This window comes from Bradyrhizobium sp. USDA 3240, from assembly GCF_054063295.1.
This window is the reverse complement of sequence record NZ_JBSSGD010000002.1, coordinates 6,057,465-6,072,100: the sequence shown is the minus strand read 5'-3', so window position 1 is coordinate 6,072,100 and position 14,636 is coordinate 6,057,465. Positions and strand designations below refer to the sequence as shown.

The 14,636-nt window shown below is 63.2% G+C and carries 20 protein-coding genes and 1 pseudogene; 9 read left to right on the top strand and 12 right to left on the bottom strand.

Annotated elements, in window-relative coordinates; genetic code table 11:
* Positions 1–6 precede the first annotated feature (6 nt).
* From ACVIGA_RS29290 to ACVIGA_RS29280, 3 genes are all read right to left on the bottom strand, one after another.
* Positions 7–417, bottom strand: coding sequence for a hypothetical protein (locus ACVIGA_RS29290; RefSeq protein ID WP_456668741.1), 411 nt, complete (start codon positions 415–417; stop codon positions 7–9).
* Positions 418–759: 342 nt separating this feature from the next.
* Positions 760–951 carry a hypothetical protein gene (locus ACVIGA_RS29285; RefSeq protein WP_456668740.1) on the bottom strand — a complete coding sequence of 64 codons (192 nt, stop codon included), beginning with the start codon at positions 949–951 and terminating at the stop codon, positions 760–762.
* Between the two features lie 70 nt (positions 952–1,021).
* Entirely contained in the window at positions 1,022–1,261 is a 240-nt protein-coding gene (locus ACVIGA_RS29280; RefSeq protein ID WP_223969765.1) for a hypothetical protein, read from the bottom strand.
* A gap of 141 nt (positions 1,262–1,402) precedes the next feature.
* On the opposite strand from ACVIGA_RS29280, the gene ACVIGA_RS29275 reads away from it, so the two are divergent.
* From ACVIGA_RS29275 to ACVIGA_RS29245, 7 genes are all read left to right on the top strand, one after another.
* Entirely contained in the window at positions 1,403–2,209 is an 807-nt protein-coding gene (locus ACVIGA_RS29275; protein WP_456668739.1) for a hypothetical protein, read from the top strand.
* 205 nt (positions 2,210–2,414) lie between these two features.
* Complete coding sequence (locus ACVIGA_RS29270) at positions 2,415–2,858, top strand: nuclear transport factor 2 family protein (protein WP_456668738.1); 444 nt, start codon at positions 2,415–2,417, stop codon at positions 2,856–2,858.
* 127 nt (positions 2,859–2,985) lie between these two features.
* The gene (locus ACVIGA_RS29265) at positions 2,986–3,246 is read left to right on the top strand and encodes a hypothetical protein (protein ID WP_298378539.1); all 261 of its coding nucleotides are present in this window, start codon (positions 2,986–2,988) and stop codon (positions 3,244–3,246) included.
* A gap of 278 nt (positions 3,247–3,524) precedes the next feature.
* On the top strand, positions 3,525–3,959 hold the full coding sequence (locus tag ACVIGA_RS29260) for a nuclear transport factor 2 family protein (RefSeq protein ID WP_456668737.1): 435 nt from the start codon (positions 3,525–3,527) through the stop codon (positions 3,957–3,959).
* A 263-nt stretch (positions 3,960–4,222) separates the two neighbouring features.
* Complete coding sequence (locus ACVIGA_RS29255; protein WP_456668736.1) at positions 4,223–5,176, top strand: hypothetical protein; 954 nt, start codon at positions 4,223–4,225, stop codon at positions 5,174–5,176.
* Positions 5,177–5,330: 154 nt separating this feature from the next.
* Positions 5,331–5,753, top strand: coding sequence for a hypothetical protein (locus ACVIGA_RS29250; RefSeq protein WP_223969771.1), 423 nt, complete (start codon positions 5,331–5,333; stop codon positions 5,751–5,753).
* A 227-nt stretch (positions 5,754–5,980) separates the two neighbouring features.
* Complete coding sequence (locus ACVIGA_RS29245; protein ID WP_167350365.1) at positions 5,981–6,121, top strand: hypothetical protein; 141 nt, start codon at positions 5,981–5,983, stop codon at positions 6,119–6,121.
* Positions 6,122–6,229: 108 nt separating this feature from the next.
* Here ACVIGA_RS29245 and ACVIGA_RS29240 read toward each other — a convergent pair whose 3' ends face one another.
* The 3 genes from ACVIGA_RS29240 to ACVIGA_RS29230 all read right to left on the bottom strand — a co-directional run bounded on the left by ACVIGA_RS29240 (position 6,230) and on the right by ACVIGA_RS29230 (position 7,494).
* A complete protein-coding gene (locus tag ACVIGA_RS29240) occupies positions 6,230–6,373 on the bottom strand; it encodes a hypothetical protein (protein ID WP_223969772.1) in 144 nt (47 codons plus the stop codon).
* A 171-nt stretch (positions 6,374–6,544) separates the two neighbouring features.
* On the bottom strand, positions 6,545–7,027 hold the full coding sequence (locus tag ACVIGA_RS29235; RefSeq protein WP_456668735.1) for a MaoC family dehydratase: 483 nt from the start codon (positions 7,025–7,027) through the stop codon (positions 6,545–6,547).
* 8 nt (positions 7,028–7,035) lie between these two features.
* Entirely contained in the window at positions 7,036–7,494 is a 459-nt protein-coding gene (locus ACVIGA_RS29230) for a MaoC family dehydratase (RefSeq protein ID WP_456668734.1), read from the bottom strand.
* Between the two features lie 321 nt (positions 7,495–7,815).
* On the opposite strand from ACVIGA_RS29230, the gene ACVIGA_RS29225 reads away from it, so the two are divergent.
* Entirely contained in the window at positions 7,816–8,112 is a 297-nt protein-coding gene (locus tag ACVIGA_RS29225; protein ID WP_050404422.1) for a DUF4282 domain-containing protein, read from the top strand.
* Between the two features lie 423 nt (positions 8,113–8,535).
* Here ACVIGA_RS29225 and ACVIGA_RS29220 read toward each other — a convergent pair whose 3' ends face one another.
* The 3 genes from ACVIGA_RS29220 to ACVIGA_RS29210 all read right to left on the bottom strand — a co-directional run bounded on the left by ACVIGA_RS29220 (position 8,536) and on the right by ACVIGA_RS29210 (position 10,288).
* Entirely contained in the window at positions 8,536–9,216 is a 681-nt protein-coding gene (locus ACVIGA_RS29220) for a ParA family protein (RefSeq protein WP_021081815.1), read from the bottom strand.
* Between the two features lie 181 nt (positions 9,217–9,397).
* Positions 9,398–9,736 carry a hypothetical protein gene (locus ACVIGA_RS29215; RefSeq protein WP_456668733.1) on the bottom strand — a complete coding sequence of 113 codons (339 nt, stop codon included), beginning with the start codon at positions 9,734–9,736 and terminating at the stop codon, positions 9,398–9,400.
* Positions 9,737–9,952: 216 nt separating this feature from the next.
* Positions 9,953–10,288: a hypothetical protein gene (locus tag ACVIGA_RS29210; protein ID WP_456668732.1), complete on the bottom strand. Its 336-nt coding sequence runs from the start codon at positions 10,286–10,288 to the stop codon at positions 9,953–9,955.
* 369 nt (positions 10,289–10,657) lie between these two features.
* Between ACVIGA_RS29210 and ACVIGA_RS29205 the strand changes: the two genes are divergently transcribed.
* Positions 10,658–11,941 (top strand): tyrosine-type recombinase/integrase, encoded by a 1,284-nt coding sequence (locus tag ACVIGA_RS29205; protein ID WP_224924249.1) that lies wholly within the window; start codon positions 10,658–10,660, stop codon positions 11,939–11,941.
* On the opposite strand, the gene ACVIGA_RS29200 is transcribed toward ACVIGA_RS29205, so the two are convergent.
* From ACVIGA_RS29200 to ACVIGA_RS29190, 3 genes and pseudogenes are all read right to left on the bottom strand, one after another.
* Positions 11,938–12,641, bottom strand: a protein-coding gene (locus ACVIGA_RS29200) for an IS5 family transposase (RefSeq protein WP_371821831.1) whose coding sequence is annotated in 2 segments (ribosomal slippage) — positions 11,938–12,398 and positions 12,398–12,641 — 705 coding nt in all. Because the reading frame shifts where the segments join, the coding sequence is not laid out codon by codon here. The genes ACVIGA_RS29205 and ACVIGA_RS29200 overlap by 4 nt on opposite strands.
* Before the next feature lie 188 nt (positions 12,642–12,829).
* Positions 12,830–13,594 (bottom strand): SDR family NAD(P)-dependent oxidoreductase, encoded by a 765-nt coding sequence (locus tag ACVIGA_RS29195; protein WP_456668731.1) that lies wholly within the window; start codon positions 13,592–13,594, stop codon positions 12,830–12,832.
* A 41-nt stretch (positions 13,595–13,635) separates the two neighbouring features.
* Positions 13,636–14,608: pseudogene (locus tag ACVIGA_RS29190) on the bottom strand (aldo/keto reductase).
* Positions 14,609–14,636: the final 28 nt, after the last annotated feature.

Genomic DNA, 14,636 nt, shown 5'->3' with positions numbered 1-14,636 from the left:
GCAAGCTTAGCCGACGCTGACGACGGCGACCGCCAGCAGCGACATCATGATCATCGTGGTCATGAGTTGCAGCGAGACGCCCGGCTGGCTCCGCCATTGTGCGATCTTCTCGGAGAACGTGAGACTCGCGTCGAAGAACATCGGCGCGTGGATGTGCACGAAGCGCTTCGGGAATTTGGCGGCAAGCCACGGCGTGATCGCGGCGTAGACCAGCGACGCCAGCACGACGTAGATCGCGGCGCCATAGCGTTCGCCGACGATCTCCGGGGCGCCGAACATTTTCAGCATCAGCACGGCGGCGGCGAAGGTCGGCAGGCCCTGGAGGATGGCGCTGAGCGCAAAGCCTTCGAGCCGGTTCTGCGCGGAGATTTCGGTGCAGCGATGGCGTTCATGGCGGCGATCCCTTGTCAGGCACACGGGTGATCCGATGCCGCCATGCTAGCCGCGCGCCCTCGCTTGCGGCGTGATGCAGGTCACGGGGAAAGCGGGATCGCGGCGCGGCTACCCGTTATCTGGCCATGCGGTTGCAAGTTGATGGATTTCGCTGCGCTCTACCCATCCTACATGTCCGTTTGACATGTGAAGCGGAATTTCACCCACGTCGTCCCGGGCAAGCGCAGCGCGACCCGGGACCCATAACCACAAATGGCAATTGTTGCGCGACGCTGGGGCCACAGCCTCCTCAACAACGCAACCCTGTGGTTATGGGTCCCTGCTTTCGCAGGGACGACGGCGGAGTTTGCTGCGCGATCCGGAATTCTACCCCGACCGCTTGTTGCTGGTGTTCTGGATCAAATTGCCGTGCGCGGCCTGCTCGCGGATGTTGTGCTTCTCGTCGTCGCGGTGGCCCCTGGTGGTGTCGAGGGGAACGCCGGGGGCGCTGCCGGGGCCCTTGTGGCTTTGGTTGGCGTCGGGAACGGGCTGGATGGTCTTGTTCAGTGGTTTCGTCATCACGGTCTCCGTTGCGCAAGGAGACAACGCCGCCCGTGCGGGCGGCGTTCCGGACATCTCGCAACTCGCCTTACAGTTTGTCCTGCTGCGCGGGCTGCGCCTGTTGCTGCTGGCGCTGACGTTCCTGCTCCTTGGCGTGGTGGCGGCCGTAGAGGCATCCGGCGGCGGCGCCGAGCATGCCGTGATGGCCGGCATAATGACCGGCGACACCGCCGACGACCGCGCCCTTGATGCAGCCCTTGGCGTCGGCAGACGAGGTGGCGGCAATCGCGCTGACGGCAATGACGGAAGCGAGAAGAATGGATTTCATGATGCGGCTCCGATGAAATTCTCAAGGCAGTAACGACCGAGCCGCCCCGCCGGTTCCCGCCGCTTCGCCGCAGAAATTCGCTGCGCGCCTGACACGATCATGCTCTAAATGCCGCCGCATTGCGACAGCGTCTTGAAGATCATGCGGACATCACACATTGCTCTCCTCTCGGCCTTCATCCCGGCCCTTCTCGCGCCGGCACTCGGCGCGGCGCTGCTGATCATACCGAGCCCGGCCCGCGCAGCGGACAACGACCGCGCGCTGCTTTTGACATTCTGCGCCATCGCCAACATCAAGGGATCGACCTGCACGCGGGCGAAATCCTATCCCGACGGCCGTGCCTGCGACGTCAAGCTGACCCAGGAGCGCTACGCCGGCCGCTTCCTCGCCGCCGGCAATGCGCTGCTCGCCGTCAACTATGAAAGCGAATGCGAACCGCACGCGACCGATTTCGGCGGTGTCGCGCTGTTCGAGCAGAACGGCACGGCCCATCGCTTCATCCGCTTCCTGCCCGGCGCGCAGGGCCACGACTGCATCGTCCTGGCCAAGGACGAGCAGCAGGACCTGCTGATTTGCACGGTCGGCCACATGGGCCAGGGCATTCTCGAAAGCGCGGTGACGCGGATGGAGTTCAGCAAAAAATCCGGCAAGCGGATCGAGATCGCGCCCGACTTCCTGCTCAGGGCCGAGGATGCGGTCAACGCCTACGGCTCCAATGTCGTGATGTGCAACGAGGGTCCGAAATATTTCGGCCTCTCCAACCTCGCCGCGGGTCCGCGCCACAACACGGTCGCGGTCGACGTCGACTTGCCGACGACGAGACCATCCGCACCGCCTGCGACGAAGGCTTTCCGAAGCCGAAAGAGCTTTACCACGACCTGGCACCCGGCGAGGCCTTCGTGCCGCCGGGCTCCGAGAAGACGAAGCGGTTCACGATCGATCTCGTGACCGGCAAGGCCGCGCCTGCGGAATAAATGCGGCGCCAACGAGTGAGATGGCGCCGTGCGCATTTTTTGCCGCAATGCACGTTCCGGTTGCCGAACCTAGTTGCGTCTCGTGCGTCAAAACATATGTTTGAGAGTGAAACGCTTCGGTTCACAATGCGGGCCAGGGCCAGTCAGAGGCGAGTCGGACTGAACCGGCGGAGTCGATCATGGGCGAGGATTTGAACCGGCAGCGCGTCTTGAACTTCCTCGACGTCTACTATGCCGGCGGCATCGAGGGCGCGCTCGATCGTTGCAGCGACGACGTCGCGTTTCTCGCCAACGCCCCGATCGACATTCTTCCGCATATGGGCCAGCACCGCGGCAAGGCCGCGCTGCGCCAGATGTGGACCACGATCCACGAGCGCTATTCCGACATGCGCTACGAAGCGCCGATGGTGGTGGCCGAAGGCGACAAGGTCGCGGCGCAGCTGCGGGTGTTCTTCCGCAAGCGCAACAACCGGCGCGTCGTGCAGTTCGATGTCGCGGTGTTCTACACGCTGCGCGACGGCAAGATCACCGAGATCCGCGAGATCATCGACACATTCGACCTCGTCCAGCAGGTGCTGGAGCGCGACGTCGCGGCGGCGCTGACCGGGCAGAACGCGGAATAGCTCCCGGAAAGCCGGGCAACGCATGGCGACGCCCCCCGCCCCGCAAATTCGTCCCCGCCACCGTTGAACCTCGCAGGCCCGGCGCTGACCTATCACTGGGCTTGTTGCGGTCGGGGCTGAAATCACCATGAAAGTCGCATTGCTCGCTGTGCTTGGCCTTGCGCTGGGCGCCCTTGGCGGCGCCGCTCTCGGCATCGGAGCCGGGCTCACCTGGATCGGACTGGCCAAAACCTCAGGTCTCGACAGCGGAACGCTGGTGTTCTTCACCTTCATGCCGCTCGGCGCCGCGATCGGCGGCATCGGCGGCGCGCTGTTGTTCGCGGTGGTGGCGATCCACGACGCCGAGATCGTGATCGAGCGGCAGCCGCTGCGGCAGCGCGATCGCTGAATTGCGGTGACCGAAGCGTTTTCGAGCGAGGTGGACACCGGTTCGCTGAAGAAGACCCGGTTCCGATCCCATCGGAACCGGAACCGGGTTCTGCGGGCAGGTGGTCACATTTCGGTCAGGACCGGCGCAATTGTGCATTGCAAAAAAGTCATTTGCGTTTTGGCCGCGCCGCACTATTTGAGGCCGTAATAGTGACGTGCAGCAACCTGGCAGGGCGTCGGCGCTGACCGCCTGCCATTCGTTTGTCTTTGAAAATCCAGTTTCAGGACGAGACCAAAATGACAGAGCACAGCCTCTGGCGTTTTTCGCGCGCATTGCATCGCGCGATCAACGAACGCCAGCTTGCAGACATCGAGCCGTTGCTCGATGACGAGGTCGAATGGGCCATCTACGGGCCGATCGACCTGTTTTCGTTTTTCGGCTCGCGCCGCGGCAAGGCCGCCGTGCTCGAGGTGATCAGGCAGATCGGCGAGAACCTGCGGGTTCACCGCTTCGACCGGGAGTCCATCATGCTGGGCGCGGATTCCGCGGCCTCGATGCTGCGCTATTCGCTGACGGCATTGGACTCCAACAAGCCGATCTCGCTCAGGATCGCGCATTTCGCGCAGTTCAAGTCCGGCAAGCTCGCGAGCTTCCGCGTGCTGGTCGACAGTTTCGACCTCGTCGAGCAGACGGTCGGTTACCCGATCCATCTGCCGCGCATCGCGGTCTGACGGATCCACGATTTCACGCCTTCGTCATGTCCGGGCTCGAGCGCGAAGCGCGTCTTCGCGTGTTCGGCGCTCCGGGCGGGACGCGGCCGGTTTTGCCAGCCCCGAACCGGCCGCGCGGGGGGGCCTTGCGCACGCGCGCGCTTGTCCCGGACATGACGATCACTTAGGCGATCACGCGGCTCTCACTTGCCTGAAGCACTGCGCTGCCACAATTTCGCACCAAGAAAACCGCATGTTGCGGCGCTGGAATCTGCGGGCTGGGAATGACTTCTACATCACGATTTGGCTGGACGAGGCTGCCGGTGCTGGCGGCCGGCTTCAGCGTGGCTATAGCGTTTTCGGCCACGGCGCAGACCTCACCATGGCCGGTCGCTCCCGCCGCCCAGGAGACCGCGAAAGACGCACCCGCTGACGACGCCGAGGCTGCCGCCGATGAGGCGCCGCCGGCGGCCGACGCCAATGACGCCGACATCCTGAAGGACATCGACCAGAGCAAGCTCGACTGGAGCCAGCTCGACACCAACTCCACCAGCCTGCCCACGCTGGCGCCGAAGAGTGCGGCCAAACGCAGCAGCGTCGCCGGCAACGATCCGTCCTGGTCGACCAACAACAACGCCAACGGCTCGTCCGCGGTGTCGGTCAAGCAGTCGGTTTCGCCGTTCCTCGACACCCGCATCGGCGCCGACATGACGGTCGCCAAGCAGGGCACGATGACGACGTCGGAGCAATTGGCGGAGCGGCTCGCCAATGGCGGCAGCCTGCCGCAATCCGGCGGCTCGGCCTGGGCTTCGGTGTCGGCACCAGGCGTGGCTTCGATCTGGGACAAGACCTCGGTCGAGGCGCGGGTCGATCCGGGCGCCGACCAGAGCAAGATCGGCACCTCGCTGAGCAAATCGGTGCCGCTGTCGGAGCAGTATTCGCTGACGTTGCAGAGCGGCTACAATTTGATCCAGCAAGGCTTCGTCCCGGTGCCCGGCATCATTGGCAATCCGTCGCGCAGCTACGATGCCGATCAGTCGGCACGCCTGTCCGTGACCGACTCCGGCACCAGCATCACCGCCGGCCAGACGCTGTCGACCTCCGATGACAGATGGCTGCGCCGGGTCGGCGCCGAGCAGAAGCTGTTCGACGGCGTCACCGTCTCCGGCTCGGTCGGCGAGACGCCCCAGGGCACGATCAACAAGAGCATCGGCGCCGGCTACAAGCGCTCATGGTGAACGATCTGTTAGCCCTGTCGCGCTAATGATCAGGCATTGCCCCAACTTGGCCCAGATGCGGTCAAATTCGGCGGCACTGATAGGTCCGTAACTTCATCAATTCGTCGTGCGGGGGACAAGCCGCGCTTCGCTATTGCGAACCAGGGGAAAGCCGATGAACGCCACCAACCGTACCGAGGAAGCCGAAGCCGAAACGACGTCCGAGGTCGATTCCAACCTTGCTGCGGTCTCGGAAGTCGAAGCCGGTATCCGCGACTTCGTGCGCAACGACATCGCCTATCTGCGCCGCCCGGTGGCGAGCCCGGAGACCGCGCCGACCGACACCAATACCGATGCCACCGTCAGCAACGTCAACTCGCTGATCCAGCGCGTCGCCGGCACCTCGCTCGCCGAGATCGAGAAGCTGATCGGCGAGCTCGAGAGCCTGCGCGACCTGCTGCATGCCGAGGGCCAGCGTGTCCAGCGCGAGATCTCCGGCTATGCCCAGCTCAGCCAGGCAGCGATGAAGTCGACGCGGATGATCGCCGACAACGTCTCGCAATGGAAGCGCGCCGCCGACGGCCTGCGCAACAGCTGATCCCGATCAGTTTTCCAGACTGATGGCCGCCGCCTCCCGAACGGGGGCGGCGGCTTCGTTTTGCGCGGGCCGATTGGGTGCAGAACGATTCGTTATTCAGCGCGGTGTAAACTGCGTGGCGTCAATTCTTGCAGAAGCCGATTTGAACTTGGGATGCCGAGCCCGCGTCCAATCCGGAATTCGCATCCGGACCGCGCCTGGGTGGGGCATCCATTTGGAGAGAATTCATGCAGAGCGTCCGGCCGGACAACGCCGCCGATCCTATACCGCTGCGCCAGCCGCAGCAGGGCATCGGCACGATCATGATCCGGTTCATCGGCATCCTGGCAGCCGCGACCGTCGTGATGGTGCTGATCTGGAATCGTTAAATGTCGGGATCGGGAGAAGTGTGACGCAGCCTGCCGAGGGGTCACATTGAAAAGCGCGGATGCGCGCTACCTGGCGCTCCCTCGAGCGCCGACGTCACTGACGGTCGATCAGCGGTCGATGCTCGCGGTGGTCTCGAAGGAATAATTGCCGTCGGCGAAGCCCTTCACGACCATTCCGGTGGCCACCATCACGACAACAGTCACCGTCGCAAAGATAATGCCGACGAGTTTCAGCGCGCTGCGATCTGCCATAGTAGTCCCCAGCTGTTCGGCTCAAGTGCTCGTGCCCCCGGCCATAAGGCAGGGACAAAGGTTCAAAATGCGTTAGCAAAAAATGAGTTCCACGCAACGCACAACTACGTCGGCAGCAGAAGTAGCTGCCGACCATGGCGTCCGTGCAACATCAGAGGCGTGCGGGCAACATCAGGAACCGGGATTCCGGCGCGGTACGAAGGCGGTCGCGAGGAACGAGAACACCACCTCATTGCGCTGATTGACGCCGGTATTGCGGGCTTGAATGATGCCCCATTCCGGCCGCTTCTCGGACGTGCGCTTGGTCTCGACCTGGTTGGTGAAGCTGATGGTGTCGCCTGCCAGCACCGGGCGGATCCAGCGCAGCTCGCGGAAGCCTGGCGAGGGTCCCCAGACCGCGACCGTCTCGTCGCGCGCGGCGGCTTCGGCGGCGAGCCGTTTGCCGTCGGCGACGAGCAGCTTCATGCAGACGCTGGCGACGTGCCAGCCCGATGCGGCGAGCCCGCCGAACAGCGACTTGCGCCCCTCCTCCTCGTCGAGATGGAAGCGCTGCGGATCGAACTGCGCGGCAAAGCGCTTGATGTCCTCGGCGGTGAAGGTGAATGAGCCGAACGCGCGGTGGGCTCCGATTTCCATGTCTTCAAAAAAGCGCATGATCTCTCCTATGCGCTCGCAGTGTTACGGCGACCGATCATGATCGGCGCCTCCATCTCGCACAGCATCTCGCCGCGCGCGTTGCGGATCGTGCTCTTGAAGGTGACGATGCCGGTCTCGGGGCGGCTCTTCGAGACGCGCGCTTCGACGACATCGACATCCAGCGTCAAATCGTCGCCCGGACGCAGCGGCGCCACCCAGCGCATCTCGTTGACCCCGGGCGCGCCCAGCGAGGCGGTGCGGCCGATGAAGCCGTCGAACATCATCCGCATCATCAGCGAGCCGAGATGCCAGCCCGAGCCCGACAGGCCGCGGAGCATGGATTTCTTCGCCGCCTCCTCGTCGAGATGCATCGGCTGCGGGTCGAACTCAGCGGCAAAGGCAAGGATCTCCTCGCGCGAAACATGGCGCGGGCCGAACGTGCCGAAACGGCCGGGCTTGAAGTCTTCGAAGGTCAGCGTGGTCATTGGGTGAGGATATGCTGGAGGGAAGCCCGATTGTGGCCGTTATTTGCAGCAATCACAACCTGCCCACTCGCATAGCTCGCCCCTGGACTGCCGGCGCCCGGTCCCGGGCCTGGCTTTGGCGAGACTGATTGGGCTTCTGCGGTATCGATCCCCTTGGGTGCGGCGGCGCTTTGGCGCCACCCCGAACCATTGGCCCGGCGAGACGCCTCGTCCTGACGGAAGCCTGCTGCGCAGGCTGGCGGGACGAAGTGATCACGCCGGGGGTGACGCAGTAGGATGCACGCGACGCGAATCATATTTCGGCTGGCCGGGAGAACCATGATGTTCGATTTCCAGGATCTGTTTCAGTGGGACCGCTTCATCACGCCCACGATCATCAAGACGTTCTACTGGCTGGTGATCGCGGTCATCGTGCTGTTCGGGATCTCCGGCATCCTCTGGAGCCTTACCGCGATGGCGATCAGCCCTTTCGTAGGCTTCATCCAGCTGCTCGCGTCGATCGCCAGCGTCTTCGTCGGCATCGTGTTCTCGCGCATCGCCGCCGAGTTCATCCTGATCGTATTCCGGATCAACGAGCATCTCGGCGCGATCCGCGATCGCGACGGAAGCATGCACTGAAGCGTTCGGCCTCCGGCCGGATGCGGCCCGCCGCCCCGGCTGTGGTTAATCCGAAGTAGCACCGCTGCGAAAATGCCAGCGAAATTCCGGGCGGGATCTTAAAACCGCTCGCGTATCAGTCTCCGCATTGCGCTTAAGATCAACGCGGGGGCGTCGTGAATTCGAGGAACGGTTTTTTTGCCGTGAGGCCGGGTGCCGAGCCGGGCTTCACGACCGAGGATATTCTATGGGCTGTCGGCATCTGGTCGGTGATCCTGACCCTGGCGCCGGTGATCGCATTCTATCTGCTGATGGTGGCGTAACGCCATCCATCGCGTCATCGCCAAAGTCAGCGAGGCAATCTGCGATTGCCTCGTCGCTTCAGCACACAAAAAACGCGCGACTGCCGCGCGTTTCTTTCCAGTTCGAACCAAGGCGGCGTTGTTACGCCGCCTGCTTGTGCATCGCGCCGGACGCCGACGCCGTGCCGCGAATTGCCTTGATCGAGCGTTCGATCGCGGCCCACAGCCGGTTGATCTCGGCAGCGGCGCGGCCTTCCGCATAATATTCGCGGGCGCCTTCACCCTGGCCGAGCGCCATCAGAAGGTCGGCGCGGTTGGTGATCTGGCCGCTCCACACCGGTGCGCGGAATTTCGCCAGCGCCTCACGCGCGATCGCGACGATGCGGCTTTCGGCGCCGTCACGCTGCGCAGGCGCGCCGTTGATCACGACGGCGTAGGGCTTGCGCATCGAACGGCAGGTCTGAATCGTTTCCTGCACCGCGTTGACGTCGAACACGCCGGGCCGCGCCGGAATGATCACCATCGTGGCGTTCTTGATGGAGTCGTCGACCACGGCCGACAGATTCGGCGGCGTGTCGATGAACACCCATTCGATGCCGTCGCGCTTGGCTTGAGCAATGATCCCGCTGACCGAGTTCACCGCCGTCTTGATCGCCGGCTCGTTGGTGCCGCGTAATTTATGCCAGAGCGTCAGCGAGCCCTGCGGATCGGCATCGATCAGCAGACAGGGCTTCGTTGCCTTGTGCACTTGCGCGGCGAGGTGAGCAGCCAGGGTACTTTTCCCCGAGCCCCCCTTACGCGAAGCGAAAACAATCACGTTCATACGTTGGCCTCCAGATTGACCCCAGGAGGCGAAAATGAATCAGCACGCTGATTCGCGAAAGAAGAAACTTCTTGCAATCCGCAAAGCGGCCAAGATTACCGGTGCATTCTGCTTTTTGAGTCACACTCAACTTATGACACAACCGAAAATGGAAGCGCTAAGCGTTTGATAAGACTCAGGCCTAGCGCTTTTCGGCAGTTTTGGCGCGAGTCTTGGCGCGCTGCCGCGCGATCCACTTGCGCTCGATCCAGCCGAGCAATTGCGCCGTCGGTTTCTGCAAGAACGGGACGTCCTGCGCGAACAAAAGGAGTCCGAGCGGCAGCATCCAGAGTCCGAGTATCGGCAGGAAGCTGAAGATACCGCCGATGATCAGGAGGATCGCGAGTGGAATCCGCACATAGCGCGACGACGGCTTGCGCAGCCACGCGACGAAGCGTGCCGGCCTTTCCGGAAGCTTGGCTTCGAACCAGGCGAAGTGCCGATCGATCTCTTGCTTGTCGTATTCGCTCACGCGCCTCACTCCATCCGTTCCGTCGCGAAACGGATTTGGCAGACAACACCAACAGCAGAGATGATGCTGCGTGACAGCGTCACAAGGCGTCAGTCTGTCGCGCATGACGGTCTTGAAATTGGCGCTGAGCATTCCACCGCGAAGCCACACCGGTTCGCATCAAGACAAAGCACCGGGCTCGCGCCTCTCGCGTGCGCGCGATGGGAATCAAATCAGTGGCGGACGTCAGTGGGTCGACTTCTTCGCCTTGTGCGACTTGGAGACCTTCCGCTTCGCAGCGACCGGCCGCCGCTCGACACGCTCGCTCGCCTCACGCGGCTCGGGACCCGCGCGGAAGAACGCGCGGCAGGCCGGCGACAGCTGCGCCCTGTTCCTGATCATGCAGGCCGTGATGCGATCGACATCGGGAATCTCGGGACCACAGAGCCGGAACGCATCCGGCGTACAGGCCTGCTGCTGATCGGGCGTGTAAGCCTCGCCCCGGCCCGGCAGCAGCAGCGCGGCAAAGCCGACCGCTGATATCAACGCAAACGAAAATCTCCTTGAACCGGCGGTCCCCATGCGTCCCCCCAAGGTGGCACTAAGGTGTCGTTAAGGCGTCGTTTCGGGGAGTGTGGGTGATGGCACGAGGAAGTGCAAGCGGGCGAGATGACACGCCACCGGCGATCAAGCGAGACGGCAAGCGATCTTGCGATGGCCCCGAGCTTGCGAAGTCGCGGTGGGTGATGGTGTGGATGGTACAGTTGGGTGGGCTCGAACCACCGACCTCCTGTTCCACAGACAAAACAAGAGCTCCGCCGGCATTACGATATTCCCGCCGTTTTCGCGAAAATCTCATTATTATCAATAGTTAAGCCCGCCGCGCCTCGCCTTAACTGCGCTCCAATTGGGGTTATGGTGGTAGCTATATGGTAGCTACAGAGGCGATCGATGGCGGTCTCAAGTATAACGATTCGCGCAGTACAAGCGCTCAAGTCAGGCGAAGCTATTTGGGACGCAGACCACCGCCAAGCGGTGCGGGGTTTTGGCGTTCGGCGTCAACGTGACCAGGCGACCTACGTCCTCAAGTACCGAATGTTCGGCCGGCAGCGCTTTGTTACCATCGGTCCTCATGGCGCCCCCTGGACGCCCGAGCTTGCACGCAGGGAAGCCAAGCGGCTTTTGGGCCTGGTTGCCGATGGCAAAGACCCGGCGGACGAGAAGGCCAAGGCCCGCATGCAGGCGGCCGACACCCTCCGGGTGATCGCAAATCAATATCTCCGGAACGCCAAACAAAGGTTGAGGCCCGGGACCTATGCGGGAATAGAACGGTACCTGTTGGTCAGTTGGAAACCTTTGCATCCTGTCTCGGTCTTCCAGATCACCCGGGGTCATATCTCGGCTCGTATCGCTGACATCGCATCACGTCATGGAAAGGTCTCAGCGGCCCGCGCCCGTACAGCCCTGTCCTCAATGTTCAACTGGGCAATACGCGAGGGCCTCGATATCGCCGCGAACCCGGTTCTCGGCACTAACCGACCTGCGCAACCGGGAAGCCGCGAACGGGTCCTCACGGAGACGGAGCTATCAGTCATCTGGCACGCCTGTGGCGATGACGATTACGGGCGCATTGTGCGTTTGTTGCTGGTCACAGCCCAACGCCGCGATGAAGTGGGCAGCATGCAATGGGCCGAACTTAATACCTCTTCGGGGATCTGGACGCTGCCAAGCGCCCGGACCAAGAACCATCGCGAGCACTCCCTCCCGCTGGTTCCCGCCGCCTTGGCCCTACTCCCGCCCCGCCGAACCGGCCGAGACTTCCTCTTCGGTGACGGACCCCGACGCAGCGGTGACCCACACCGTGGGTTCTCCGGCTGGTCAAAGTCGAAGGCCGCGCTTGACGAGCGCATCGCCGAGGCCCTAGGCGAACCCCTGCCCCATTGGACGGTTCACGATCTCCGGAGATCGGCGTCCACGGTGATGGCCGACCGGCTTGGCGTGTTGCCGCACGTCGTGGAAGCAATCCTAAACCATGTCAGCGGCCACAGGGCCGGCGTCGCCGGGGTATATAACCGCGCTCGGTATGCAACCGAAATGCGCAAGGCGCTTCAGCGCTGGGCGGAACACGTTACGGCCTTGTTGGCCCAAAAGCCGGCACATGTTGACAATGTGATAGCGGGCGCCGCGCTCTCTGATCTTAGATGTCTCCACGAGGCTGTCGGGATCCACTCCTAGGACGCGGACTCATTAAGGCGCAGCCATAGCCTGATTGACGCGAGTTGAACGAAGGCAAGGTAGTTGGCAGCAAGCCTGTCGTAGCGCGTTGCGACCCGACGACATTGTTTGATCCTGTTGAAGAACCGCTCGACCCGGTTGCGAGCGCGGTAGAGATAGGGGCTGAAGCAGATCGGGTCGCTGCGATTACTTTTCGGCGGGATGTTGGCCCATGCGCCTTTCTTCATGGCGAGTTCTCTGATCCAGTCGGCATCGTAGCCGCGGTCGGCAAGCATCGACCCGGATTTCAGGCGAGACAGCAGCCTTCCGGCAAGTCTAACGTCGTGGGCCTCACCGGGGCTCAGCGCCAGCCGTACTGGCAGACCATTGCTATCGACCACCGCATGAATCTTGCTCGTCAAGCCGCCGCGTGACCTTCCTGTCAATTGGCGCTTGTTCTTTGTGATGCAGGCTCCATCTGATGCACGCGGACAATGGAGGTGTCGATCATCTGGACAGTGGCATCATGGGCAGAGGCAAGTGCGTCAATGATGCGGCCCCAGACACCGGCCCGCCGCCAGCGGATGAAACGGTTGTAGCAAGTCGTGTATGGGCCAAACGCCTCCGGCAGGTCACGCCAGGGCGCTCCCGATCGCAAGACCCAGAAGATGCCATTGAGGACACGACGGTCATTTACCCGAGGAACGCCACGCGGCTTGATGGCAGCCCATTCCTAGTCGGCGAGTTCGTAGCGCATGATTCGAGCCCCCAGTTTGGGAACTTGAATCACAGTGGCCTGGCCGTCCGCAACGCTTCTGGGCCGGCGCCGGTCGGGCATTACGGGCAGAAGCGGATGGCAACCTGCAGATCGCCTGCTGAATCCCTCGAAAATGACTCTCACCGACTTTGTCAGCGCATTATGAAGCCGCCGTCCACGGAGATCGACTGGCCGGTGACGTAGCTGGCGGCGTCGCTGCAGAGCCAGAGGACCGCATTTGCAATCTCCTCGGGCCGGCCGACCCGTCCCTTCGGAATGCTCTTTTCCATGGCCTTGAGCTCGTCGCCTTGTCCGGCCGCAACCATTTGATCGGACATCGGCGTCCGGATAAGTCCGGGGCAAACGGCGTTGATACGGATGCCCCGAGCCGCATATTCCAGAGCCGCGCTCTTGGTGAATCCGACTACCCCATGTTTTGCGGCGTGGTAGATGCCGCGCTCGGCGCCGCCGATGAGTCCACCAAGCGATGAGCAATTGACTATGGCCCCGCTTCCCTGTTCGCGCATCCGACGCAACTCGAACTTCATGCAGCTCCATTCGCCACGAAGATTGATGCCCATGACGCGGTCGTAATCCTCGCGGGTCGTGTCGGCCGTCTCGGCCAGAACGTTCTGGACTCCCGCGTTGTTATAGGCCGCGTCGAGCCTTCCGAAGGCTGCGACCGTCTCCGCGACCATGGCTTCGACCTGCGCGTCATCCGAGACGTCGCACCGAATACCTATGGCCTTATGGCCCTGCGCGATCAGTTCGTCGACCGCAGCGTGCGTTGCCCTCTCGTTCCAGTCGGCGAGCGCGACGGAGGCTCCCGATTCCGCGAAAGCCTTTGCCGTGGCGTGGCCCAAACCGGACGCCGCGCCCGTCACCAGCGCGACCTTTCCTTCGAATGAGATCTTCATGGTAGCTCTCCTGTATGTTCGTCGTTCCGGCACGCGTGCAGTCAGCGCTGCGCGCGCTCGGCTTCTGCCGGCGGGTAGCGGTCGCCTACGATTTTGATCTTCGCGGCGGCGGCATCCATGTTGCGGATGTCCTCGCGCGTAAGCTCGATCGCGGCCGCGCCGATGTTCTCATCGAGGCGGCCGAGCTTGGTCGTGCCGGGGATCGGGACGATCCACGGCTTCTGCGCCAGCAGCCAGGCCAGCGCGATCTGCGCAGGCGTGGCGCGCTTCTGCGCGCCGATCCGTTCCAGCAAATCGACCACAGCACGGTTAGCCTTGCGCGCCTCGGGAGTGAAGCGCGGCAGGCTCGCGCGGTTATCGTTGCCACCGAACGAGGTGGTCTCGTCGATCTTGCCTGTCAGAAATCCCCGTCCGAGGGGACTGAAGGGGACGAAGCCGATCCCCAGCTCGCCGCAGACCGGCAGCACCTCCTTCTCGGGCTGGCGCCACCAGAGCGAATATTCGCTCTGGACCGCCGCGACCCGCTGCACGGCATGGGCGCGGCGGATGGTCGAGGCGCCAGCCTCGCTCAGGCCGAAGTGCTTGACCTTGCCTTGGGCGATGAGATCCCTCACCGCGCCGGCGACGTCCTCGATCGGAACGTCGGGATCGACCCGATGCTGGTACAGCAGGTCGATCGCCTCGACCCGCAGCCGCTTCAACGAGCCTTCGACGGCCTGTCGTATGCGTTCGGGGCGACTGTCGAGCCCGTCGGTATCAAGGATCGTGGCCGAACTTGGTGGCGATGACGACGTCCCTCCGGAACGGCTCCAGCGCCTCGCCTACGAGTTCCTCGTTCGTGAACGGGCCGTAGACCTCGGCGGTGTCGAAGAAGGTGACGCCGCGCTCGACAGCGGCCCGGACGAGCGCGATCATGTCGGCGCGGTTCGGAGCGGGACCCCGATGGTAGTTGAGGCCCATGCAGCCCAGGCCGATGGCCGAGACGGTAAGATCGCCAAGCTTGCGCGTTTGCATGCTAAATCTCCTTGTTTGACGGTCGCCC